Here is a 22774-nt window from a genome sequence, read left to right on the forward strand (position 1 = left end):
CATGTGGGAGGCGCCCACCGCAGGCGCCAGACCTGAAGCCCTCCGCCGGGTGAAATATACCTACGCAAATGTCAGCGTCCCGCGGACGCCTATGGATCCCCAAACAGTCCTCTCCGCGGCTCGGGGAGGCCAGCATGTTTAGCCTTAACCCGCCGCCGACCGCCTCTATTGTCATTTGTACCTACACCGCGAAGCGTTGGGACCTGCTACTGGATGTCATCGAGTCCGTCCGGGCCCAAACGGTCGCGCCCCAGGAGGTCCTGGTGGTCATTGACCACAACGAGGCTCTGTATGAGCGGCTCATCGAAATCGTGGACAACGTGACAGTAGTTGAAAGCTCTGGCCCCCCGGGGCTCTCAGGCGCACGAAATACCGGGGTGGGCCTGGCAGACGCCGACGTCGTGGCTTTCTTGGACGACGACGCCGAAGCCGCGCCGGACTGGCTGGAGCGGCTGCTCGCCCTCTATGACGATCCTGATGTCCTGGCCGTCGGCGGCCGCGTGGAACCGGTGTGGGAAACGGGCCGTCCGGGCTACTTCGGTGAAGAGCTCGACTGGATCGTAGGATGCAGCCACCGCGGAATGCCCAAGGTGGCCTCCGANTCGAAGTCCTCCGCCAGGTGGGCGGATTCAATGTCTCCCTCGGCCGGCAAGGCACGAAACCGCTCGGGTGCGAGGAGACCGAAATTTGCATCCGCTCCAAGATGGGCTCACCCGGGTCACGGATCGTCTACGAGCCGGCCGCTCTGGTTCGTCACCACGTCCCTGCCGACAGGGGAACCATCCCCTACATGTTGTCGCGTTCCTGGTCCGAAGGTATCTCCAAAGCCCAGGTCAGCCAGATCGTTGGCCACAAGCGGGCACTCGGCCCTGAGCGGCGATACGTCCGGAGCGTACTGCCACGGGCCGTTTTTTCCGGGATTCGTGATTGGGGCCGGGGATCAAACCCCCAGGGCTTGGGCCGCGCTGGTGCGGTGATGGCCGTTCTGGCCTGCACTGCCGCTGGCTATCTGCGAGGGCGCCGGATCGCGCATATCGAGGGCCGCGCATCGGCCGGGACAGCGCTCATAGGCACACCATGGAGGGAGGTCCAGTGAGTGAACGCGTCGACGAACTTAGACCGGTCGAGGAGCGGGCTGCACTGAAGCTGGCCCCCGCCATGGAGTGCGCCTTGCCGCCGGAGTGCTTTCCCTGCCTCATTCCTGATCGATAGGGTGGGCTGGGACGCCGACCCATGTTTCGCCGTCGGGTACGTTGCTCAACACTGCCGCCCCCATGCCAACAGTCGCGTAGGACCCCACTGAAGTCCGTGCCCGGACGCTGGAATTCAGTCCCAGGTAGGCCGCCCGGCCGATCCGGACTCCGCCGCCCAGCGACACACCGGCGGCGAACGTCGCGAAGTCCGCCACGTCGTCGTCGTGCGTGAAAGTTACGGACGGCATGGCCACAACATGCGCCCCAAGCGTGACCGAAGCCGTCAGCGTCACATTCCGCAGCAGGATGCTGCCCCGGCCGATCCGGCAACCCTCGGGGCACTCCACGGTGGGGTCGATCGCAGTGGCGTACCGGGCATCGCGCACGCCCTGGGCCGCCAGCCGTTCCACCACGGTTTCCCGGGATTTTCCCGAGGCCAGGCAGACCAGCACCAGTGCGTGCGTGAACTTGGAGGCGTCGTCAATGGTCCCCAGCACCGGCGCACCGTCCACGGTGACGCCTGCCATTTCCTTGTCGTCGTCGAGCAGCCCTACGACGTCGTACTGCCCGCTGGCGCGGACCATGGTCAGGACCTCCCGGGCCAGCCCGCTTGCTGCGATCAGCACGAGTTCGCTCACCGGCGTACACCGGCGGCCGCCCGTACGCTGTTCATGACCCGGTTCAGGCCCACGTTGTCTAGGCCGTGGAAAATCGGGAGAACCAGGGTCCGGTCCGTCAGCCGTTCGGTGTTGTGGAGCCCTGCGTTGCCAGTTTCGCGCCACCGGTAGGCAGGCTGCCGGTGAGCCGCCATGGCGCCGCGGCGCGCCGAAATTCCGGCATCGGCCAGGCGGGCCAGGAGCCCTTCGCGGTCAATGGCGAAATCCGGGAGGACTTCGACCCAAAAGGACTGGAAGTTGGCCGTCCCGTACGGTGGGTCGGCCACAAACCGCAGACCAGTCAGGCCGGAAAGCCCTGCCTCATACTTCGCGGCGATCTCCCGTCGGCGAGCCACTATCTCGCCCAGCCGGCCGAGCTGCACGATGCCGACGGTGGCCTGCAGATCCGTCATCTGGTAGTCGAAGCCGACCTCGACGTACACCTCCGGCGCGGCAATGCGGGATCCGCGACGGTCCGCCGCCGGCACGTTCAGGGAGTGGCCGCGGAGGCTCCGGGCCCGTGCCGCCCAGTCCGCCCGGTGGGTTGTCAGCATCCCGCCCTCGCCAGTGGTCAGCACATTGTCCTGGTGGAACGACCACACGGTAATGTCGGCCCCCGTGCCCACGGGCCTGCCCTTGTATTCAGAGCCAACGGCGCAGCCGGCGTCTTCGATCACAGTGATTTCGTGACGGTCGCACAGTTCGCGGACGGGGTCCAGGTCAACGGGGACGCCGGACTGGTCCACCACGATCACGGCCCGCGTGTCCAGGGTCAATGCCGCCCGGACCGTGGCCGCAGTCACAGTCCCGGTGGCGGGGTCCACGTCGCAGAAAACCGGCCGTGCCCCGATATACGTGACAGCATTCGCCGTGGCGATGAAGGCCAGCGACGGCACCACCACGTCATCGCCGGGACCGATGCCGGCCACTATCAGCGCCAGGTGCAGTGCGGTGGTACTGCTGGAGGTTGCGACGGCGTGGCGCACTTCTTGAGAGGCGCTGAACCTCGCCTCGAACTGCCTGACCTTGGGCCCTTGCGAGAGCAGACCGGAGGCCAGGACGTCCGCCACGGCTCGGGCTTCTTTGTCGCCGAGCCAGGGTTCCATGACGTTGATGCGGGCAAGGACGGTTTCCGCAGTCACCGTGCACCGGCCTTCCTGGTGGCCGTTCTCATGTCCGAGTCCTTCCCACGTGCAGCTCCGGGATGTTCATTGCCTATTGCAAAATTAGTCCCTTCCGTCCCGTTCCGGGGCGGAACGGAAGCGGTACTGCGGGCGCTGGCCGGGAACAATGCGGGAACTGCGGTTACCTGCAACGCCGGTGCCTCAGCTCGGGGCCCGGCGGCGGGATGCACCCCATCAGGGGGCACGCCGCCCGGCTACTGTCCTAGACGGCAGGAAGGACGAACGGCTCCTTAGCGAAGGCGGCTTCCTTGCCGGCCGCAAGGGCCGTCAGCTGGGCTCGTGATTCGACTCCGAGCTTCCTGTAAATCGCAGTCAGGCGCACCTCCACGGTCCGGACGGACACATAGAGGGTGGCCGCGATTTCCTTGTTCCGCATCCCGCGGGCCACCATTCGGGCCAGCACGCGTTCGTGGTCTGCAAGCATCAGCATCGCCGGATTGTCGGGCGTGCCGGCTGGTTCCACCCGCTCGTCGAGCAGCAGCGAGTCCACGTGCTGGGCCCAGGCATGGGCACCCGCTTCGTCGAACATCACTTTGGCACGAAGCAGACCGTCCCGGGCGCTCCGAAGGCGGCCGAAGGCGTTGAGGCGTTCGGAGTAGCAGAGCAGTGTCCTGGCGCGTTCCAGCAGGGACTCCTGGGCGTTCCTGCCTGCAAGTGCATCATTGAACATCTGGAGGGACTGCTCGCCGTCAGCCAGCATCGCCCGGCTCCGGGCAACCGCCATCATGAGCCATGGCGAACGCAGGCCCACCGCCCGGCTTTCCAAGTGCCACAGTGCCTGGGCGGCTTCCCTGTGCCTGCCCAGCCTGACCAGGACTTCCACCAGATCGGCCTCACAGCGCAGCAGAGTCGGGTTGCTGAAGGCCTGGCCGATCTCCGCTGCCCGGGACAGCTGCGCGAAGGACTCGGCGAGATTTCCGCGCATGAGGGCAAAATGCCCCTGGCACGCGGCCAGTTGCGCCGTGATGGCCGGGTGGCTTTCCGCCCCGGAGAAGTGCTGTGCGTCTGTTGCGTAGGCGTGGGCGAGTTGCTCGTTTCCGAGCGCATTGGCCCGCCAGACCCGGAAGACGTGCCGCATTCCACGGTGGTATTTGGTTTCCGGTTCGGCCAGTTCAAGGTCCTCGATCAGTTTCACGGCTTTCCGGACGTTGCCGGCACGGATTTCGTTGTCCACAGCAAAGAAATCGGCGGTTTCCCGCCAATTGACGGTATTGGCCTCCAGCACGTTCCGCACCCGGGCAAAGGCCTCCTGGGCGGCAGCATGGTGTTCGGCGTAGGCCAGCGCGCGGCCCTGTACCAGAAGGGACGCCACGGTTTCGTTCCCGCCGTCGGGCTTGCGGCCGAACTGTCCGGACTTCCCGCCGATCACCTCGATGAGCCGCTGGGCGCTGTCCGCCAGTGCCAGGCAGTCGGGGGAGGCATGGTCCAGGTACTTCTCGGCGTACTGCACCAGGCCGGTGGCATCCTCAAGCTCCCAACGGTCCGCGTAGTACAGCGCAGCGGCCACGAGCAGGCGGGCTGCAAATGCCGGATCATGCTGTCCGAATTCCTTCACCAGCCGGAGCACCATGCTGGAGCGCACGGCGCCGCCCTGGATGAACTGGATCTCGAAGGCGAGGCCTGTCAGTCGAAGGACCAAGGCAGGGTTCCGCGTCACCCGCTGGGCCCAGTCCAGGTAGCGCTTGGCGTAGACGAACTCACCCCTGTTCAACAGCAGTTCGGCCACCGTGGTGAGCCTGGCGGTGGTCTCCGCTTCCCAAGGGTTGATGGTCAGGGCCCGTTCAATGTACTCGACGGCGAAGGGCACCTCGCCGCTTCGGATCAGGTCAACGGCAAACCGGAGCAGGCCAAACGGAGTCTGCCGCTCCAAAGCGGTAAAACTCAGATGCCAGCGGTGGGCATAGGGATCCGCGGGCTCCGCTGCGGCCGCCATGGCACGGTGGCTGGCGGTCCGCGTTGCCGGTGTCATGGCAGCATAAACGTAGCCCCGGAGCAGCTGGTCCTGGATCCTCAGGTGTGGTCCGGACCGGTTGACCATGCCATTTGCCAGCAGTTCGTCGATCCCGCCCCACAGTTGGTCGCATGCCCGTTCCAGGGTGGCGATATCGCTGCGGCAGGACAGCGAGAGGAGGTCCAGGACCTGCCTCGCACCTGGCGAGAGCCCGCCCACGGTGGCGGCGAACTCGGCCTCGAAGCTGCCTTTGCCGGGGAGCGGGACGGGGAGTGCGTATTTTCCCTCGGCCTGGCGTTCCAGCAGCAGCCCAAAAAGCTCGACGGCGGCGAGCGGGTTCCCCTGGGTGGCCGCGGCAACTGCGTGGACCGCCGCTGTCGCGGTCTGCCGAGCCGGAATGGACTCCAACATGCGGACCGTGTCGTTGTAGCTCAGCGGCGCCAACTGGAGGGCCGGCAGGGAGGCGAAGGGACTTTCGGCAGTCTCTTCCCGCACGCTCATAAACAGTGCCATGTCCGTCCCGGTCAGCCGGCGTGCCAGGTATCCGATCACGGCCTGGCTGCTGGGGTCCAGCTGGTCGGCATCATCGATGACGATGACCGTCCGGGATGACGAGCGCTGGTGCAGTCCGTTGAGCAACATGGTGGAGACAGTGGGGACGTTCATGGCGCCGCTGGAATCGCGCAGTAGTTCATCGGCGAAACGGTTAAGGACGGGGTCGTCGATGCCGGTGAGGAGCGCGGTAAGGCCGGAGAGCGGCCAGTCGGACTCGGACACGCTCGCGGTGAGAAAAACGGTTCGGAAGTCGGAAAGGCGGGGAATCTCGGACAGGAGGGCGGATTTGCCCATCCCACGCCGGCCCACCACCTTGAGGGCTGAATCCTTAGGACCCCGGATTACGGAGAGTATCCGGTCCAATTCCCTGCTTCTGCCTATTAACGACATGTGGTCCCCATCCATCGAAGAAGGAGACCGAACTGCTTGCTCTATCCAAAATCCTGGGTCCATCCAGCCGCTTGCGCGACACGCGGACCGGCTTTCCTGGCCGCGTCATTGCGTCCAGCACGGTACCCAGCCGTTCTTGCAAATATAGCCCTGTTCCGCGGCGGGCACCAGAGACTTTTGCCTCATGCGCGGAGCCTGTTTCCCGGGTTATCCACATAGCCCGCCGGACGCTTCCGGCGACGCGCGCGCTACGCGTAGCCTTGAGTCAAGCGCGAATCGCCTATCCGGTCCAAATGCACTAAGATATTGAAGTCTGTGCTGCGCCCTGCCTCCGTTCTGTTGGCCGGGCATTGCACGGCATCGCAAATGAACCTCCTGTTACGGAAATGCCGTAACCGCTTAGCCCAAAGGAGGTGGGTTCACATATGCGTCCTTACGAATTGATGGTAATCATCGACCCCGAGGTCGAAGAGCGTACCGTTGAGCCGTCGCTTCAGAAGTTCCTGAACGTCATCACCAACGATGGTGGAACCATCGAAAAGGTTGACATCTGGGGCCGTCGTCGACTGGCTTACGAAATCAAGAAGAAGTCCGAAGGTATCTACGCCGTGGTGAACTTCACCGCCAAGCCGGACACCGCCAAGGAACTTGACCGCCAGCTGTCTCTTAACGAGACCATCATGCGCACCAAGATCACCCGCCCCGAAGAGCAGAAGGTTGTTGCTGAGTAATTTCAGCTCCGATTTTCATTCTTTACCCCGCAGGATCGAATTCTTCACCCAGGATCGAACAAGGAGGCAGTAGATGGCAGGCGAAACCACTATTACGGTCATCGGTAATCTCACCAGTGACCCGGAATTGCGGTTCACACCGTCAGGTTCGGCAGTCGCGAACTTCACCATCGCTTCCACCCCGCGCACCTTTGACCGCCAGTCCAATGAGTGGAAGGACGGGGAAACCCTGTTCCTCCGCGCAGCGGTTTGGCGTGAAGCAGCCGAGAACGTCGCAGAGTCCCTCACCAAGGGCATGCGCGTGATCGTTTCCGGCCGTTTGAAGAGCCGTTCCTACGAAACAAAAGAAGGCGAAAAGCGCACCGTTATCGAGCTCGAAGTCGATGAAATCGGCCCGAGCCTGCGTTACGCCAATGCCAAGGTCAACCGCACCCAACGCTCCGGTGGTCAGGGTGGTCAGGGTGGCTTCGGCGGCGGCAACAGCGGCGGCGGCTTCGGAGGCGGCAACACTGGTGGAAACCAGGGCGGCAACTCCGGTGGAAGCTTCGGTGGCGGCAACCAGCCGGCTGCACAGGAGGATCCCTGGGCGACGCCCGGTGTCTCCAATGCAGGTGGCGGCTGGGGCAACGGCCCCGATTCCGAACCTCCCTTCTAAACCAATCATTTAGGCCCGACGCCGGGACCGCCGAAAGTGCCGCAAGGCATCTGACGTGGCTGCCGCCGTCGGACCACCACCATCCCGTGGATCAACATCCACGGGCTCCATAGAATAGGAGCTCCACGATGGCTAAGGCTGAACTCCGTAAGCCCAAACCAAAGTCCAACCCCTTGAAGGCCGCTGACATCACTGTCATCGACTACAAGGACGTAGCATTGCTGCGCAAGTTCATCTCCGACCGCGGAAAGATCCGCGCCCGTCGCGTCACTGGCGTCACGGTGCAGGAACAGCGCAAGATCGCCCAGGCAATCAAGAACGCCCGCGAAGTTGCACTGCTGCCCTACTCCGGCGCTGGCCGCGGCTAAGGAAGGGACTGACTAACATGGCAAAGCTCATTCTGACCCACGAAGTAACCGGTCTCGGTGCCGCTGGCGACGTTGTCGAGGTCAAGGACGGTTACGCACGTAACTACCTGCTGCCCCGCAACTTCGCCCTGACCTGGTCGAAGGGTGGCGAGAAGCAGGTTGAGTCCATCAAGACTGCCCGCGCCGCCCGCGAGCACGCTTCCCTGGAAGACGCTCAGAAGCAGGCCGCTGCACTCTCCGCGAAGCCGGTCAAGCTCGTCGTCAAGGCTGGCGAGACCGGACGCCTGTTCGGCACCGTCAAGCAGGCCGACGTAGCCGACGCTGTTGAGGCCGCTGGCCTTGGCAAAATCGACAAGCGCAAGGTTGAACTGCCGGCACACATCAAGTCGGTTGGTTCCTACCAGGCCAACGTCCGCCTCCACGCTGACGTTGCCGCTGTGATCGAACTCAACGTAGTCGCAGGCAAGTAGCCTTTCCGGTTACGCAGCCTCAAACTGCACAAAAACCCCCGTTGCCGTCACCGGCGGCGGGGTTTTTTGTGCCCTGCGCTGCGCCGACATGGCACTTGGCGGCAGTGTCGGTGCCCGGGACTGCGGTTAAGTGCCATGTCGCGCGTCAGTCAGTAGTGGTACCGCCCAAAGCCCACGATGGTCGGCCCCCACATCTCGGGCTCTTTGCCGGTGATCTCCCTCATGAGCGCCAGCAGCCGCTGGCCATCACGGTGCCTGACAGGGTCCCCGACTGCGGCCAGGAATTCGTCCACTGAGGCGCCGGTTGCCTGGGTCTTGTTTTCAGCCATGACGGAAGTCTCGCAGAGCCCAGGTCACTTGTCAGCCGCGCCGGTCCGGATGGTAGCCAGCGGCGGTGAGCCGCAATACTCCCCCCCGCGCGCCGCCGGCGCGATGCCCGGCTCAGCCACCGTCCGGACGCCAGTACCGCAGCCCGCCGCTGGTGGTGCCGTCGCGGGCGACGTCGACCACGGCGTACGGGAACGCCCGACGGTCCGACTGGTCAGGTCCGCGACCGCGGACGTCCGAACACCACGTGCCGGTGTTGACGTATCGGGTGGGGCACGCCTCGAGCGCCGACTCGAGGGCCCGGTGGGTGTGGCCCGAGACGTACCAGGCCACTCCGGAACCGTGCGCCTCGAGGGTACGTGCGAACCGGCCCGCTGCAGCAGGAGCCTTCTCGCCGGTGACTCTGCGCCCGGCGGCCGAGAGCACTATGCGAGTCGCGGCGACCGGGAGCGCCGACACCGTCCGGAACCGGGACAGGCGCGCCAGGTCCCGAACGGTCACCCCGTCGAGCGCGAGCCGCAGTGACTCGCCCTGCAACAGCTCGTCGTACGCGGGCTCCCGAATGCGACGTTCCGCCAGCTCCGACGCCAGGCACGACCGGGCAACGGCCCCGGCACGGCCCAGGCGCGACCTCGACGGATGGGCGTGCCAGGCGGCGAGCGGCGGAAGGTCCAGCTCGTCGGTGCCGTTGACCGCCGCGCGGAGCACCTCGGGAATCCGGTGCAGCGCGTGGTGCTGGTGCCCGTGCTCGGCCACGAGCACATGGGGCACGTGCAGGAACCACGGGTGCACCCGGACCCGCGTGGGCTCTGCGGGGGACAGCAGCGCCGACAGGCGGGCCGCAACCGAGGGCCGGGCCAGCTCCACATCGTGGTTTCCGCACACGAAGTGCAGGTGCACGCCGCGCGCCGCACACTCCTCCAGCGCCCGGAACGTCTCGAGATGTCGGACGAGGATGGACTCGAGCCGGGCCAGGCTCTCGTCCTCATTGACCCCAGCCAGCTCGAACGTGTCACCGACAAAGACGACGTGCTGCTGCAGACCGGAGGCAGCGAGCACCTCGCGGCGCAGGAAATCGGGCAGCACTTTGCCGGGGCACCGGGGGTCGTCGTCGGACACACCCAGGTGCAGGTCGCTGAGGAGCCACCACCGTGCCGGGCGGCTCACGCTAGCAGTTCCAACACACGTGGAAGGAAGAAGAGCAGGGACACCATCCACATGACGGCCACGACCCTGCGGCTCACTGTCCGGCCGAGTAGCCTCGGACGTGTCGTGGGCTGACCGGCTTCCGGCCCAACGCGTCGGACCTCAAGCCCGACGAGGGTAACGAGCAGGGCGAGGGTGACGACCAGCGCGGCTGTCGCGAGCAGTACCGACAGATCGATCATGAAACGGCCTCCTGTCGTGCGCGTGCTATGCACGCGAGGATGGTGATGACGCCCATCGTGACAACGCATGCCTGCCACGACCACACAGCGAGGTAGAACATCGCCGTGGACACCGCCGTGAGGGCGGCGAGGCCAAGCGCCAGGACCAGCAGCGCGCGGAGCGCGAAGTCGGTAACCGGCGTGAGGCGGGCCAGTGCCTGCCCTGGAAGCAGGATGAGGACGGCTATCGCGGCGACCGCCTGCAGCGGTGTCGGCAGCCCGAGGAGCGTCACCAGCGACAGTGCGACGGCCGCGAGACCGAGCACCGCGGTGGGCCGGCTGATGCCGGCGTTCATGGTGTCACCCGGTAAACGCGTGCGTCAACGTTGCTGAACACGAGCTCCACGCCGTCCTGCGCGCTCAACCACGCCTCCAGCTCGTCGAAGCTGCCCTCGCTGCTGACGCCCCGGAGCACGAGACTCGCCTCCGACGAGCGCGTGAGCAGCACGACGGCACCGGCAGGGTTGTCCCTGGCGTCTTCGTAGACGAGTGGGCCGCACGTCGCCGTCGACAAGTCGGACTTGCACATGAAGTCGATCGTCCGGTACCGGTGTTCGAGGTATGCCTCGCTGCGCCACGGCGTCGGGGTGGACGCCGAGATGATCATCGAGCCGGGGGGCGCGAGACGCTTCACAGCGGCGACGGCGGTGATCTCATTGTCGGTGAAGACGTCATACTGGGCGTTCCCGAACCGGCCTGTCACGGTCATCCCGGCCAGCAGGAGGCACGTGAGCACAAGGCCACCCGCGGCGCGGGAGGAGGGGCGTGTGCTGCCGTCCGCGGGAAGCAGGACCGAGCACGCCTGCAGAGCGATGAAGGGCAACGCGAAAAGCGAGACGCGGATGAGCATCTCCCCGCCGTACAACTGCACGGGGAAGAGCAGCAGTGGGGTGACGGCGAGGAGGACCACCCGGATGTCGAGACGCCCCCTGCGCCAGTCGCGCACGGCCCCCGCCGTGGCGAGCGCCCACAGCACGAGGGTGAGAAGGACCCTGACCTGCACCACGAGCACGTGGCCGGCAGTCCCGCTCACGCGGTCGACGACGTTGGCGTCGATCGCGGCCAGCAGTCCTCCTTCCGCCAGGGGTGGGTTCCCGGCGAGGTATGCACTGGCGGGAAAGACGAGCCAAAGCGCCAGCACGACCGCGGTGATCAGGGGCAGCCGGCTGGGCCAGACACGTCCGCTCAAGGTGAGAGCGGTAACGGTGATGAGCACCAGGAACGGCGTCAGCTGATGGCTCGCACAGATGACCGTGATGAGCAAGAGGGTCACCGCGAGGGCGCTCACCCGGTGCCCCGGCCGGTGCTCTGCGGGCGACCGCCCTAGCCACCACGCCGTCAGGTCGGCGCGTCCGAAGCCGAGAAACTTAGGGGTCCGCGCGGCCAACGGGCCAAGGACCAGCGCGATCACGACGAGGTACAGGAAGAAGCCGAAGGCCTGGGGAGACAAGTAGTCCTGGTCCTGCCAGTTGCCGAGGCAGAAGATCCAGAGCACGAGCCAGCGCCGCCGCGGATCGCGCGTCAGGTAGCCCGTCAGCACACTCAGGGCAGCGAGCCACAGTCCCATGTTGAGCACCGGTGCCCACAGGGCAACGGTCACCGGGTCGAGACCGGTCGCCTTCAGCACCGTCGCCAGAAGGGCGAAGAAACCCGGCCAGTTGAAGTAAGCATCGATGTCGGGGTCGATCCCCTCGGTGCGCGAGAGGGCGTCCGCAATGCCGAGATGACGGAACGCGACCTCACCCCGCGGTACGTCCGTCACGAAGGCTGCGGTCCCGAAGAGCACGAGCACCAGCACCACGACCAGCCACAACATGACCGGGCGGCGCGCCGGGCCCGCGGCATCTCCGCGCAGCGCCACGATGAAGGCGACGTTCAGGATCAGAACCCCCACCCAGAACGGGTAGGGGAGCACGGCTGCGAGCCCCAGATCGCTGCTAACGGGCACTGCCACCGTGGACGCGGCCCACACGGCAAGAGCCAGTGACACTACTCCCGCCAGTGCGCACCACACGTCACGGGGCTTCCAGCGTCCCTGGATGCGGTTGGGTGCTTCAATTGTGGTGGTCATCGTGACTCCTTCGTGATGCGCCGGAGAACGGCGACTAACCGGAGGCCGGCCGCAACGGCCCCAATGGAGAGCACCACCAGCCACGCAAGGGCCATGGCGCCGGGGCCCGTTCCGGCGACGAACAGCGCTGAGGTGCAGAGGGCGACTCCGAGCGTCACGCCTACTACGATCGGCTCTGTGTAGCGGCCGAGAGCCCGGCACACGGCGTTGTACGCCTGCAGCACCGCGTACGGCACCAGTCCGGCCGCCAACCACCGCAGAGCGTCCGCGGATGCGTCGGCGTACCGCTCGCCCAGCAGACTGAGCAGCGGGTGAGCGAGGAGGACGAGGACGACTGCCGCCAGACCTCCTACGGCAAGCGACCAACGGAGACTCGCCCAGGTTGTAGACACCAGGCGGTGCGGGTCGCGGACGCCTTCGGAGAACTGGACGATGCCCATCAACATCGGAGCGGAGTAGGCGGCCCAGGCCATCATCCATGCGGGATACCAGTAGGCAGCGATCTCCGGCGCCACCGTGTGGGCCAGCAGGAGCGGCAGCACCAGCCCGGGGGCGCGCTCGGTGAGGGTGAGGAGCTGGTACGGAATACCCACCGCCAGCAGTGGACGGCCGCGCGCCGAGCGCAAGGATGGTCGCGGCCGGTAGCCAATCAGTTTTCGCAGCTGGATCACACCGACGACGCACGCCACCGTATTCCCGAGGGTCCAGCAGGCCATTACGACGTCGGCGGAGGCGCCGTGCGCCTGCCAGGACACGAGCGCTGCAGCCCCGAGTGAAACCCCGCCGCCCAACGCGTACCTCAAGGTCGCGCTGGCACCGCGTCCCAACGCCACGAGCGCCTGGTCCAGCACAATCACCAAGGTGCCGGTGACGGCAGCCGCGAGGAACGTAAGCCAGAAGAGAACCGATGTCGACGCCGTGTCCGGCGCCACAGCCGACTGCAGCACGAGGTAGCCGAGGGCCAGCACGGTGCCGGCTACCCCCACGATGGCGAACGCCGAGTCCAGCACCCGTGCGGGGGGCTCTCCTCGCCCCACCGCGACGATTACGGCCGACCCGGCACCCAGCACCGCGAGCTGCGTGCAGATCATCACTGCCGCGACCGCGGCCATGGTGAGCCCGACCTCACGGTCTGACGTCGCGCGCGCGGCCACGACCCAGAAGGCAAAACCCCAGCCAATCTGGGCAGCCTTGCCCACGATGAGGCCGAGGGAGCTGCGCAAAGCGGAGTGCCGGACGGTCGAGCCGTCCCGGACAGTGGTCCCCCGCTCAGCGCTCACGACGCAACCCCTTCGCCAGGCCGGCGTAGTTATACCAGCAGAAGGCGAAGTAGTAGCGCAGCCACCGTGGCTGGCCCGCGGCGAGGCTCAAGGCGCTGCCCCGGACTGCCGCGGCGAAGGGCAGCAGCGCCAACCTCGCACCGCGCCAGCCGTGCTTGCGGACCATCCGTCCCAGTCCCGTTCCGTCCATGAGGAACTGGTCGAGCGCGAAGTCGAAGTCGTCTGCGGCAAAACGATGTTCGACGACGACCCGGCGTGACACCGCCGTTCGCAGCCCTGACTCCCGCATCCGCCAACGCAGCTCGATGTCCTCTCCCGACTTGAACGAGTCGTCGAAACCCACGCCCAGCATGAGGTCCCGGTCGACGACCGTCGCCACAAGCCCGAACCAGTTGCGGCTGCGGCCGGTGCGATGGTGATGTGCCAGCGCCTGCCCCCAGTAGCCCGGTCCAGCGACACTCTCCAGACCGGCCTGGAGGGCGTCGTAGCCGCCCTCGACCAGCTCCGTGAGCAGGTCGGCAACCCCCGTGGGCCCGAACACGACGTCGGCGTCGACGAGCAGGACCCAACGGGTGCTGCTGCTCTGCACACCGAGCGTTCGAGCCCATGGCAGGCCGCGCCCCTCGTCACTCAGGACCCGGGCACCGGCCGCTAGGGCGAGGTCGACGGTGCGGTCGGTGGAGCATCCGTCCACCACGATGATCTCGGCTACACCTGACTGACGCAGGGCCCCCAGACAGCGCGGGAGCAGGTGCTCCGCGTTGCGGGCCGGAACGACCGCGGTGATCTCGGCAGGGCTGTGACTCTCTGTGTCCCGCACTTCAGGCCTCCTGGTCGAGGACCGACGGCAGCAGCTCCTCGAGATACCGGACAATGTCGTCCGACGCTTCGTCCGCCGTGTACGCGGAGGGCACCTGCAGCAGGTGGCAGGGACGTCCGTCGAGTGCCTTGCTCAGCACGACCCCCTTCGCCGCGAAGTGCTCGCGCCACGGGAGGACGGACGTGGCCGCCAAGCCAGTCACGACCCGCTGCGAGAAGCCCGCCATCTCGATGTGGAAGTTGCCGATCATGCGGTCGACCATCCAGTCGCTCGTCCGCTCGACGATCCGAGACCGGGCGCCCTCGAAGCGCTCGATGTAGATGGCGGCCGCGAGCGGGGCCGAGGTCGTCACTTCTCGCCCCGGGAACGCGGTCCCCGCCTCGACCATGCGGTGCTCCGGCGACCATCGCCGGGAGAAGTCCGCGAGGCGCGGATAACGGATGACGTAAGGATGCACCACCGTCGTGAGACGGCCGACGCTCTTCGAGAGCTGTGACGGGACGAGGGGTTTCCGGACACCTTCGAACAGGTGCGGGTAGATGGCCCGGTGGTGCGGCTTGATGAACATCGGCTTCGCGTAGCCGAGCAGCGTGGCGTCCTCGGCGAGGAAGGCCCAGTCGTCACCCATGAACGACCACCCCTCGCGCCGCATCAGCTTGGCAGCGGTGCTCGTCTTACCGGTCCCTCCGGCGGCGGGAAGCGCAATCGCGTGACCCCGGTACGCCATCGTTGCCGCGTGGATCATGCCGGCTCCTCGACCGACCATGGCGACATCGAGAACAGGGACCACGGAGGTCAACAGCTCACCCGGTCCGTGAATGCGCCACTGCTCTGCGTCTCTCACGATCTGGACGCGATCGGCTTGGAAGCGCACGCTGTTCCCCGTGTACGCGAGCTCGTGCTCGAGCAGACCCGCATCCGGCATCGGCTCCGGCCCGGCGTCGACGACGATGTCGGCCGGCCGTTCGGTGTCGGTGGCGAAACACGCCAACATGCTCTGGAGCTGGGTCGCTGACGGCGCCTTTGCGTCGACGCGGATCGTGATGCGGCCGTGGATGTCGAAGTGCAGTGCCTTGCTCTGCCAGGTGCGCATGGTCGTCTCCTGTCTGGGGTGGTCTCGGTCGGATGGTGTCTCGGCCCCGGCGACTAATCCAGCCAGTGCCTCTAGAGGAATTCGAAACCCCCGGCCGAGTGACCCTGCCCGTAAATTGAGCATATGACCAGCCCGGCCAGGTAAACACCAGTACTGAGTACTCGCTTTTTGTATCGCGTCCTACATAGGGAATTTCGTGCTCCCGCCAGAGCTAGGTGTGGAGGGGCAGCGCCGAGTGACCTGTTAGGTGGAGTGGGGACTTATCCCGTAACGCTTTAGGTAGAAGGGGTGCCCCTCCCGCGCATCCAGGAAAACGCAGATGCTCATTTCATGCCGCCTGGAGTGCAACCGCCGGTGACCTGGCACCGCTGGAATAGACGCGGACAGGCATCGGTTATCTCGATACATGCAAACACATGTATCATAGGCTGTACCGAACCTCAGGAGTCCAAGTGGAAACCCGCCGCATCACCGTACTGTCCGCCGGCCTGGGCGTGCCGTCCTCGAGCAGGCTGCTCGCCGACCAGCTCGCCGCTGCAGCAGAGCACCGCCTCGCCGATGCGGGTTTCGAGGTGAAGGTTGAGGTCGTTGAGCTCCGGGACCTCGCGGTGGACATCGCCAACAACTTTGTCACCGGCTATGCGGCCCCTCGCCTGGCGGATGTCATTGCCGGCGTGGAGGCAACCGACGGCATCATTGCCGTTAGCCCGGTGTTCAGCGCTTCCTACAGCGGCCTGTTCAAGTCCTTCATCGACGTCCTGGACCCCAAGTCCCTGGACGAGAAGGCCGTCCTGCTGGGCGCCACCGGCGGTACCGACCGCCACCAGATGGTCCTCGAGTACGCCATGCGCCCGCTGTTCAGCTACCTGCGCACCAGGATGGCCGCTACGGCCGTTTTCGCCGGCCCCCAGGACTGGGGTAAAACGGACGACGGCGGCTCGCCCTTATCGTCGCGGATCGACCGTGCGGCGGCTGAGTTCGCCGCCCTCCTCGCGGAGGATCAGCCCGGCCGCAAGCCGGCGGCACTGGAGTCCCTGCCGTTCGAACAGCTCCTGGCAGGCATTTCCGGCGGACGCTAAGGCGCCGGTCCGCAAAGTCCGCGCCCGTCCGCAAAGCTCCCCCGTCAGCGCCCGGGATCCCGGCGTCTGAACTATTCGGTGTCCCCGGTCGTTGACCGGAACATGAAATGTCCTGTGGATTCAATTGACCTGATCATGAGCGAACGCAGCGGCGTCGAGATCGACTACTGCCCGCAGTGCCGCGGCGTCTGGCTGGACCGCGGTGAGCTGGACAAAATCATCGACCGCGCCAACGACGCTATGGACGGCGGCGCTCCTACGCCGGCGCGCCCGGTGGCCGCGGCGCCTGTCGCTGCTCCGGTTCCGCCCCCGCTGTATCCGAACTTTGAACCCCGCCGCGAGCAGCCGCGGTACGAGCAGCCCCGTTACGACCAGCCGCGCTACGACGACCGGAAGTACGACAAGCCGGGGTATGACCGCGACCACGACCGCCGGCGGCCCAAAAAGAAGGAAGGCTGGCTGGGAGACATCTTCGACTTCTGACGGCCGGACGGCGCACTGTGCCGCGGCTGGGAGCCTTGGGGTCCGGGAGCGTAGCCGCCCAGGATCCTTAGTCGTCCAGGAGGGCGATGAACTCGCGTGCCTGTTTCATGGAGATGTCCGAGTGCTTGGTCAGCGCAGTGGCGGCGCCTTCGGTGTCGCCACTGCGCGCCAACGTGCGGATGCGGCCGTAGATCTCGTCGTTGAGCATATTGCTGCTGACCTCACGCGTTACATCGCCCTTGCTGGCAATGGCGCGGTAGCGGTAGGGGAACCGCTGGGGCGTGTCGTCATCGTCGGGCTCCGCCTCCGCCGCTTCAGCGGCAGGGCTGCGGTAGGCCTGCGGGTGGGCGGCCAACGCCCCCACCGCGTCCCGGGATGCCCGCAGTCCTTCTCCTGTGGCCTCGTAGTACAGCTTGATGGCCGCCATCGCCTGTCCCTGGGCAATCAGCGCGTACAACCTGCGGTGCTGGTCCTCGGAGAGCTTGGTGGCGGCCCGGCGGGCCACCTCAATCGGATCCGGCGCAGGGGCCGTGCCGGCCTGCTTGGCGGCCGCCTGCCGCCTGCTGACCGCCCGGGCAGCCAATGCGACACCGGCGGCCACGACCGCGAGGATGATAACGGGGATCACGAGCGATTCCATTTCTAAAGCCGATCTACATACTTTTTGGCTGTCGCCAGGTCCGTTTGGGTTGCCTGGCGGAGGAGTTTGATGGCCTGGATCTTGTGCCCGTCGTGCGCCATTGTCTGCAACTGCATGGCCAGCTGAGGGTCCAGAATCCCGCCGGGGAGCGCCGCATAGCCATACTGGCCGGCACCCGCTCCGGACTGCCCGCGCCGTGCTGCCCGGGCATGGTCTTCCTGCTGCGATTGCTGCTGTTCGTTCTGGCTGGGCCGGGTGTTGGCTTCCAGGCGGGCACGCACGGCTGTTGCCACGCGTACCTGCTCGGCATAGTGCTCCGCAGAGCGCCTCGCCAGGTCCTGCTGGTACTTCTCGGCGTCGGACGTCCCGGAATTACGGGGTCTGAGGGCCGTCGTAAATGCCCAGATTATTGCCGCCAACACGCCAGCCGGCAGAAACACCATCAGTACATCGCCCATAATCAGAGCTTATGCCAGATGCCCGTTATCCACAGCACATTCCGGCCGTTGCATACAGCCGATTCGCTGTGGCGTCAAAAGATGCCGGCAGGTGTGCGATGCATCACTAAACCGGTATGAATCGCCGGTGGAGGCGCTCGGATATCCGGATCTTTCAACAGCGCCACGCCGCAAGCTGTGGATGAAGGTTGCGAAAAAAAGAATTTAGTCCACATCTTCGACGAACGTTTTCGCAGGTCAGACGCCTATATACGGCAAAAGTTTTTTTGTTTCCACAGGTCCACCCACAGGCTGTGCACAAGCTATGCCCCTTAGTGCACAGGTTATCCACAGCCCTCCGGGTTGGCGGGCTTGGACGCTGGGGCGGTGGCGGCTACCGTTGCGGGATACCTGCTTTTGGGGTGCTGTGACGCCGTTGCGCACATGTGCTGTCGCAGCAGTGGAGGACTTCGGTCCGGCTGCTGCGGCGCTTTCTGTGGATAACTAGCGGAACATGGGGATAACTCCCACGCGCGTTGCGCAGACTCAACGTTGCGGAGGCTTCAATCGGGCCCGCCGCGCTTCATTGTCGGAGGCCGCTGATAGACCTGAACGTATGCCGTCCCGTGGAGGTCCCGCAGGAGGGCATCCCGGCAGGTGAATGACTTACTCGCCGCATCAAGTCGCGGCACACTATGGAGGACGGCAGCTTTGTCAGTAACGCACCTGGACTCGATCGAGGGTACCCGCGGATCAGAAGGCAGCCGTAAGCCACCACAGGACATTCCCGCTGAGCAGTCCGTCCTCGGCGGCATGATGCTGTCCAAGGACGCCATCGCTGACGTTGTGGAAATCCTCCGCGGACAGGACTTCTACCGGCCTGCGCACGAGACCATCTACGAGGCGATCATCGACCTCTACGGCCGCGGCGAGCCGGCGGATGCGGTTACGGTCTCGGACGAACTGACCAAGCGCGCAGAGATCAACCGGATCGGCGGACCCGCCTACCTGCACGAGCTCATCCAGACTGTCCCTACGGCCGCCAATGCCGGCTACTACGCCGAAATCGTGGCAGAGCGCGCCATTCTGCGCCGGCTCGTCAACGCAGGCACCAAAATCGTCCAGCTGGGATACGGTTCCGACGGTGAGGTGGAGGACCTGGTCAACCAGGCACAGGCCGAGGTTTACGCCGTCGCGGAGCGGCGCACAGCAGAGGACTATGTGGTCCTCAAGGACGTCATGGAAGCCACGGTGGACGAGATCGAAGCGTCCGGACACCGCGGGGAAGGCATGACCGGTGTGCCAACGGGGTTCTACGAACTCGATGAACTCACCCATGGATTGCACCCGGGGCAGATGATCGTTATTGCCGCCCGTCCGGCAGTTGGCAAGTCCACGTTTGCCCTGGACTTCGCCCGCTCGGCCGCCATCAAGAACAACCTGGCCACTGTGATGTTCTCGCTCGAAATGGGCCGGAACGAAATCGCCATGCGCCTGTTGTCCGCAGAGGCAACCATCGGCCTGCAGGACCTTCGCAAGGGCACCATCAAGGACGAGCAATGGTCCAAGATCGCCACCACCATGGGCCGGATGAATGATGCCCCGCTCTTCATCGATGACAGCCCGAACATGTCGCTGATGGAAATCAGGGCCAAGTGCCGCCGCCTCAAGCAGCAGCATGACCTGAAGCTCGTGATCCTGGATTACCTGCAGCTCATGAGCTCCGGCAAGAAGGTGGAGTCACGCCAGCAGGAAGTCTCCGAGTTCTCCCGTGCGCTGAAGCTGCTGGCCAAGGAACTCCAGGTTCCGGTCATCGCCCTGTCGCAGCTCAACCGTGGCTCCGAGCAGCGCCAGGACAAGCGGCCCATGGTCTCTGACCTCCGCGAATCCGGCTCCATCGAGCAGGATGCGGACATGGTCATCCTGCTGCACCGTGAGGACGTCTACGACAAGGAATCCCCGCGTGCGGGCGAGGCGGACATTCTGATCGCCAAGCACCGTAACGGCCCCACCAAGGACATTGTGGTGGCATTCCAGGGTCACTACTCGCGCTTCGCCAACATGGCGGCCGACGCCGGCGGCAGCGGCTTCTAAGGTCGTTCCCGCCGGGGCTGGCTGGCTGGTTTAGCCCTGCCCCAGCAGATGGATCCCTCCGTCTTAGCCCTGCCCCAGCAGGTGGTTGGGCAGCCGGTTCCCCGGGGCGGTCCCACGGATCTCGAGCAGTTCGCGGGCGTGGGCATGCAGGCGTTTGTCCTCCGCCGAGACCGGCACCCAGCCGGGGACGGGCACGGAGTTGCCGTCGGCGTCGCGGGCCACCATCACCGTGAGGCAATACGTGGTGAGGTTCAGTTCTTTGCCCTTCGGATCTCCGGAGCGCACATGTACGGCGATGTGCATGCCTTTCGTCCCGGTGTAGACCAGCCTGGCCTCGACCTCCACTACGTGGCCGATCAGCAGGGGCCGGTAGAAGCGCACGCCGCCGGAGAAGACCGCCACGGTGTCCATGCCGCAGTAGCGGGACGCGCAGACGTAGGCGGCTTCGTCGATCCACTTCATCACGATTCCGCCGTGCACTTTCCCGCCCCAGTTCACGTCCGTGGGGGCCGCCATGAACCGCAGCGTCACGCGTTCGGCGGTCCCGGCGTCGGTATATTCCTGGGCGTTCATGGCTTCGACGATCCGTTCACGGACCTTGATCCGCGCCAGGGCGTGGTCCCGCTGTTCGATCTCCGCGGCCGTGATCGGTTCGAACTGTTTGACGGGTATGGGCTTGCCGTTGTCGCCGACCGCCACAAAGATCACCATGCACTGGCTGCGCATCGTGGCAGGCCCGCCCTTGGGGTCGCTTGACGAGACGACGGTCCGGATGTGCATGGAGGAGCGTCCCGTGTAGACGATGGTGGCCTCCACCTCCACCATGTCGCCGCTGTTCACGGGGTCCGCGAAGTGGATGTTGCCCACGTAGGCGGTGACGCAGTAGGACTTGGCCCAGCCCACGGCGGCAGCGTACGCAGCCTTGTCCACCCATTCGAGGACGGTCCCCGCATCCACCGAGCCGCTGTGGCCCACATCCGTGGGGGCAGCCAGGAAGCGGAGGGTTACGGAATTGGCCGCGGTCTCAGTCATGCTGCGATCTTACTGAGGCGCGGTGTTACCGGAGGGTCGGGGCCGACACATACCCGCAACAGGTACTGCCCCACCCGCCCTTTTGGGGCGGACAGGGCAGTTCTGTCGGTGGACTACTGGAGGCTACTTTGCGCCGGTATAGGTGATATCCGGCTGTGCGGGCAGTTTCATGCCCACTCCGATGAAGAAGCTGGGGTGCGGCGGCTGGTTGTAGGCGATGTTCTCGCGCGCAACCGACTGCCGATACACAGGATCATGCATCAGGGTGCGGAGCCGGACGTCAGTGCCGGCGCTGGTGGTGTAGATCCGCAGTTCCGTGCTGTCCGACGACGGCCACGCAATTTCCTCACGCCAGTCACCGAGCAGATCGGCCTGGATGGCCGGAGTGCCCTTGGTGCTGTTGTTCGACTTCGTTCCGGCCGCCGTCAGCCATGACGCAGCCGAGGTCATCCAATTTGCATCACTATTGATAATGACTATCGTTAGCGATATGATAAAAACTCACTCACATCCCGGCCATATGCGCACTTATCCGCAGGCTCTCCCGGCAGTTCTCGCGGTTTCGGCACTGCTCCTCACGGCATGCGGGGCTGCTCCGGGCGCGGGCTCCGGACCGTCGCAGGGCGCAGGCCCTGACTCGGCCGGCACTTCCGCTTCTGCCACAGCAGGGCGGGCGAAGGAAGGCCAGGCCCCCACCCCTCGGCTGGTCCTGACCCACGACGCCGGCATTAGCGTTCTCGATGCGAAGACGCTGAAGCCCGTGGAGGAAGTGCCGCTGGAAGGCTTCAACCGCCTCAGCCCGGCGGGCGACGGCCGGCACGTTCTGGTGGCCACCGGAGATTCCTTCCGCGTCTTCGATGCAGGTGTGTGGACCGAGGCGCACGGCGACCATGGGCACTCCTATGCCGCCGCACCTCGGCTGACGGACCGGGCCTTCAGCGCCAGCAAGGCCGGCCACGTGGTCAACCACGCCGGGAAGACAGTGCTGTTCAATGACGGTTCAGGGAAGGTGGAGGTCTTTGATCCGGCCGCGCTGACTGACGCACTCAAGGCCGGCCTGCCCGAGACCAGCACCTACACCGCACCCGAAGCCCACCACGGCGTCGCCATCGCGTTGGAGGATGGGAAGCTGCTGGTCACCCTCGGGAACGAGGAGGGCCGCACTGGCCTGGCGCTGCTGAGTGCGCCGGAAAATGGCGGCGGGCAGGGACGCGGTGAACTGCTCCGCAACCAGGAGTGCCCCGGCGTGCATGGTGAGGCAGTGGCGGGCCATGAAACCGTGGTGGTGGGCTGTGAGGACGGCATGCTGGTCTACCGCAACGGCGCCTTCACCAAGGTTGCAGGCCCTGACCCGTACGGCCGCATGGGCAACCAGGCCGGAAGCCATGAATCTCCCGTGATCCTCGGCGATTACAAGGTGGACAGGGACGCTGACCTGGAGCGGCCCACCCGGATCTCGCTGGTCAACACCGACACCGGGACGCTGCAGCTGGTGGACCTGGGCGCCAGCTATTCCTTCCGTTCCCTGGGCCGCGGTCCGGGCGGGGAGGCTCTGGTGCTGGGCACCGACGGGGCGCTTCATGTGATTGATCCGACGACGGGCGAAGAGAGCACTGCCATTTCCGTGGTTGGCGCCTGGACGGAGCCGGATGCCTGGCAAGATCCCCGCCCGACCCTGTTTGTCCAGGGTTCAACCGCCTACGTCACAGAACCGGCTGCTTCCAGGATCCATGCCGTGGATCTCAAATCCGGGAAAATCATCAACAACACGGACCTGGACCACGTGCCCAACGAACTGACCGGGGTGACCGGCTGACGCTCCTGCCACGGCAAAGACG

The 22774-nt window shown here is 65.7% G+C and carries 23 protein-coding genes and 1 pseudogene; 9 read left to right on the forward strand and 15 right to left on the reverse strand.

The window, feature by feature from the left end:
• Nucleotides 1-134 precede the first annotated feature (134 nt).
• The gene (locus NG698_RS18225; RefSeq protein ID WP_252611442.1) at nucleotides 135-977 is read left to right on the forward strand and encodes a glycosyltransferase family 2 protein; all 843 of its coding nucleotides are present in this window, start codon (nucleotides 135-137) and stop codon (nucleotides 975-977) included.
• Nucleotides 978-1195: 218 nt separating this feature from the next.
• On the opposite strand, the gene NG698_RS18230 is transcribed toward NG698_RS18225, so the two are convergent.
• From NG698_RS18230 to NG698_RS18240, 3 genes are all read right to left on the reverse strand, one after another.
• Complete coding sequence (locus NG698_RS18230; RefSeq protein ID WP_252611444.1) at nucleotides 1196-1831, reverse strand: NeuD/PglB/VioB family sugar acetyltransferase; 636 nt, start codon at nucleotides 1829-1831, stop codon at nucleotides 1196-1198.
• A complete protein-coding gene (locus NG698_RS18235; protein ID WP_252611446.1) occupies nucleotides 1828-2991 on the reverse strand; it encodes a DegT/DnrJ/EryC1/StrS family aminotransferase in 1164 nt (387 codons plus the stop codon). Before NG698_RS18235 ends, NG698_RS18230 begins: the two co-directional genes overlap by 4 nt.
• A 244-nt stretch (nucleotides 2992-3235) precedes the next feature.
• Entirely contained in the window at nucleotides 3236-5992 is a 2757-nt protein-coding gene (locus NG698_RS18240) for an AAA family ATPase (protein WP_308293051.1), read from the reverse strand.
• Nucleotides 5993-6354: 362 nt separating this feature from the next.
• Here NG698_RS18240 and rpsF point away from each other — a divergent pair, with 362 nt between their 5' ends.
• The 4 genes from rpsF to rplI all read left to right on the forward strand — a co-directional run bounded on the left by rpsF (nucleotide 6355) and on the right by rplI (nucleotide 8153).
• Nucleotides 6355-6660 (forward strand): 30S ribosomal protein S6, encoded by a 306-nt coding sequence (gene rpsF, locus NG698_RS18245; RefSeq protein WP_011693941.1) that lies wholly within the window; start codon nucleotides 6355-6357, stop codon nucleotides 6658-6660.
• 73 nt (nucleotides 6661-6733) lie between these two features.
• Nucleotides 6734-7315, forward strand: coding sequence for a single-stranded DNA-binding protein (locus tag NG698_RS18250; RefSeq protein WP_056341689.1), 582 nt, complete (start codon nucleotides 6734-6736; stop codon nucleotides 7313-7315).
• Nucleotides 7316-7443: 128 nt separating this feature from the next.
• Entirely contained in the window at nucleotides 7444-7683 is a 240-nt protein-coding gene (rpsR, locus tag NG698_RS18255) for a 30S ribosomal protein S18 (RefSeq protein WP_003800144.1), read from the forward strand.
• Nucleotides 7684-7700: 17 nt separating this feature from the next.
• A complete protein-coding gene (gene rplI / locus NG698_RS18260; protein ID WP_056341694.1) occupies nucleotides 7701-8153 on the forward strand; it encodes a 50S ribosomal protein L9 in 453 nt (150 codons plus the stop codon).
• A 149-nt stretch (nucleotides 8154-8302) separates the two neighbouring features.
• On the opposite strand, the gene NG698_RS18265 is transcribed toward rplI, so the two are convergent.
• The 8 genes from NG698_RS18265 to NG698_RS18300 form a co-directional block, all read right to left on the reverse strand.
• On the reverse strand, nucleotides 8303-8482 hold the full coding sequence (locus NG698_RS18265) for a hypothetical protein (protein ID WP_308293052.1): 180 nt from the start codon (nucleotides 8480-8482) through the stop codon (nucleotides 8303-8305).
• 112 nt (nucleotides 8483-8594) lie between these two features.
• Nucleotides 8595-9647 carry a metallophosphoesterase family protein gene (locus NG698_RS18270; RefSeq protein WP_252611450.1) on the reverse strand — a complete coding sequence of 351 codons (1053 nt, stop codon included), beginning with the start codon at nucleotides 9645-9647 and terminating at the stop codon, nucleotides 8595-8597.
• A complete protein-coding gene (locus NG698_RS18275) occupies nucleotides 9644-9868 on the reverse strand; it encodes a hypothetical protein (RefSeq protein ID WP_252611452.1) in 225 nt (74 codons plus the stop codon). The genes NG698_RS18270 and NG698_RS18275 overlap by 4 nt, the downstream gene beginning before the upstream one ends.
• The gene (locus NG698_RS18280; protein WP_104062931.1) at nucleotides 9865-10203 is read right to left on the reverse strand and encodes a hypothetical protein; all 339 of its coding nucleotides are present in this window, start codon (nucleotides 10201-10203) and stop codon (nucleotides 9865-9867) included. The genes NG698_RS18275 and NG698_RS18280 overlap by 4 nt, the downstream gene beginning before the upstream one ends.
• On the reverse strand, nucleotides 10200-11978 hold the full coding sequence (locus tag NG698_RS18285; RefSeq protein WP_252611454.1) for a glycosyltransferase: 1779 nt from the start codon (nucleotides 11976-11978) through the stop codon (nucleotides 10200-10202). Before NG698_RS18285 ends, NG698_RS18280 begins: the two co-directional genes overlap by 4 nt.
• Nucleotides 11975-13258 (reverse strand): lipopolysaccharide biosynthesis protein, encoded by a 1284-nt coding sequence (locus NG698_RS18290; RefSeq protein ID WP_252611456.1) that lies wholly within the window; start codon nucleotides 13256-13258, stop codon nucleotides 11975-11977. The genes NG698_RS18285 and NG698_RS18290 overlap by 4 nt, the downstream gene beginning before the upstream one ends.
• Nucleotides 13248-14132 carry a glycosyltransferase gene (locus NG698_RS18295; protein ID WP_252611457.1) on the reverse strand — a complete coding sequence of 295 codons (885 nt, stop codon included), beginning with the start codon at nucleotides 14130-14132 and terminating at the stop codon, nucleotides 13248-13250. Before NG698_RS18295 ends, NG698_RS18290 begins: the two co-directional genes overlap by 11 nt.
• Complete coding sequence (locus tag NG698_RS18300; RefSeq protein WP_141138841.1) at nucleotides 14080-15171, reverse strand: hypothetical protein; 1092 nt, start codon at nucleotides 15169-15171, stop codon at nucleotides 14080-14082. Before NG698_RS18300 ends, NG698_RS18295 begins: the two co-directional genes overlap by 53 nt.
• Before the next feature lie 452 nt (nucleotides 15172-15623).
• On the opposite strand from NG698_RS18300, the gene NG698_RS18305 reads away from it, so the two are divergent.
• On the forward strand, nucleotides 15624-16250 hold the full coding sequence (locus NG698_RS18305; protein ID WP_252611459.1) for a CE1759 family FMN reductase: 627 nt from the start codon (nucleotides 15624-15626) through the stop codon (nucleotides 16248-16250).
• Between the two features lie 102 nt (nucleotides 16251-16352).
• Complete coding sequence (locus NG698_RS18310) at nucleotides 16353-16733, forward strand: TFIIB-type zinc ribbon-containing protein (protein ID WP_252611461.1); 381 nt, start codon at nucleotides 16353-16355, stop codon at nucleotides 16731-16733.
• Between the two features lie 67 nt (nucleotides 16734-16800).
• Here the strand turns inward: NG698_RS18310 and NG698_RS18315 are convergent, their stop codons facing one another.
• A complete protein-coding gene (locus tag NG698_RS18315) occupies nucleotides 16801-17373 on the reverse strand; it encodes a hypothetical protein (RefSeq protein WP_252611463.1) in 573 nt (190 codons plus the stop codon).
• Between the two features lie 2 nt (nucleotides 17374-17375).
• The gene (locus NG698_RS18320; protein ID WP_056341733.1) at nucleotides 17376-17831 is read right to left on the reverse strand and encodes a hypothetical protein; all 456 of its coding nucleotides are present in this window, start codon (nucleotides 17829-17831) and stop codon (nucleotides 17376-17378) included.
• Between the two features lie 690 nt (nucleotides 17832-18521).
• On the opposite strand from NG698_RS18320, the gene dnaB reads away from it, so the two are divergent.
• Nucleotides 18522-19904: a replicative DNA helicase gene (gene dnaB / locus NG698_RS18325; RefSeq protein ID WP_058930676.1), complete on the forward strand. Its 1383-nt coding sequence runs from the start codon at nucleotides 18522-18524 to the stop codon at nucleotides 19902-19904.
• A 63-nt stretch (nucleotides 19905-19967) separates the two neighbouring features.
• Here the strand turns inward: dnaB and NG698_RS18330 are convergent, their stop codons facing one another.
• Nucleotides 19968-20936, reverse strand: a complete 969-nt coding sequence (locus NG698_RS18330; RefSeq protein ID WP_252599684.1) for an acyl-CoA thioesterase — start codon at nucleotides 20934-20936, stop codon at nucleotides 19968-19970.
• Between the two features lie 123 nt (nucleotides 20937-21059).
• A pseudogene (locus tag NG698_RS18335) lies at nucleotides 21060-21392 on the reverse strand (rhamnogalacturonan lyase family protein); the annotation flags it as partial.
• A gap of 64 nt (nucleotides 21393-21456) precedes the next feature.
• Between NG698_RS18335 and aztD the strand changes: the two are divergent.
• Nucleotides 21457-22752: a zinc metallochaperone AztD gene (aztD, locus tag NG698_RS18340; RefSeq protein ID WP_252611465.1), complete on the forward strand. Its 1296-nt coding sequence runs from the start codon at nucleotides 21457-21459 to the stop codon at nucleotides 22750-22752.
• Nucleotides 22753-22774 lie beyond the last annotated feature (22 nt).

It is taken from the genome of Pseudarthrobacter raffinosi (assembly GCF_023913735.1).
GTDB lineage: Bacteria > Actinomycetota > Actinomycetes > Actinomycetales > Micrococcaceae > Arthrobacter > Arthrobacter raffinosi.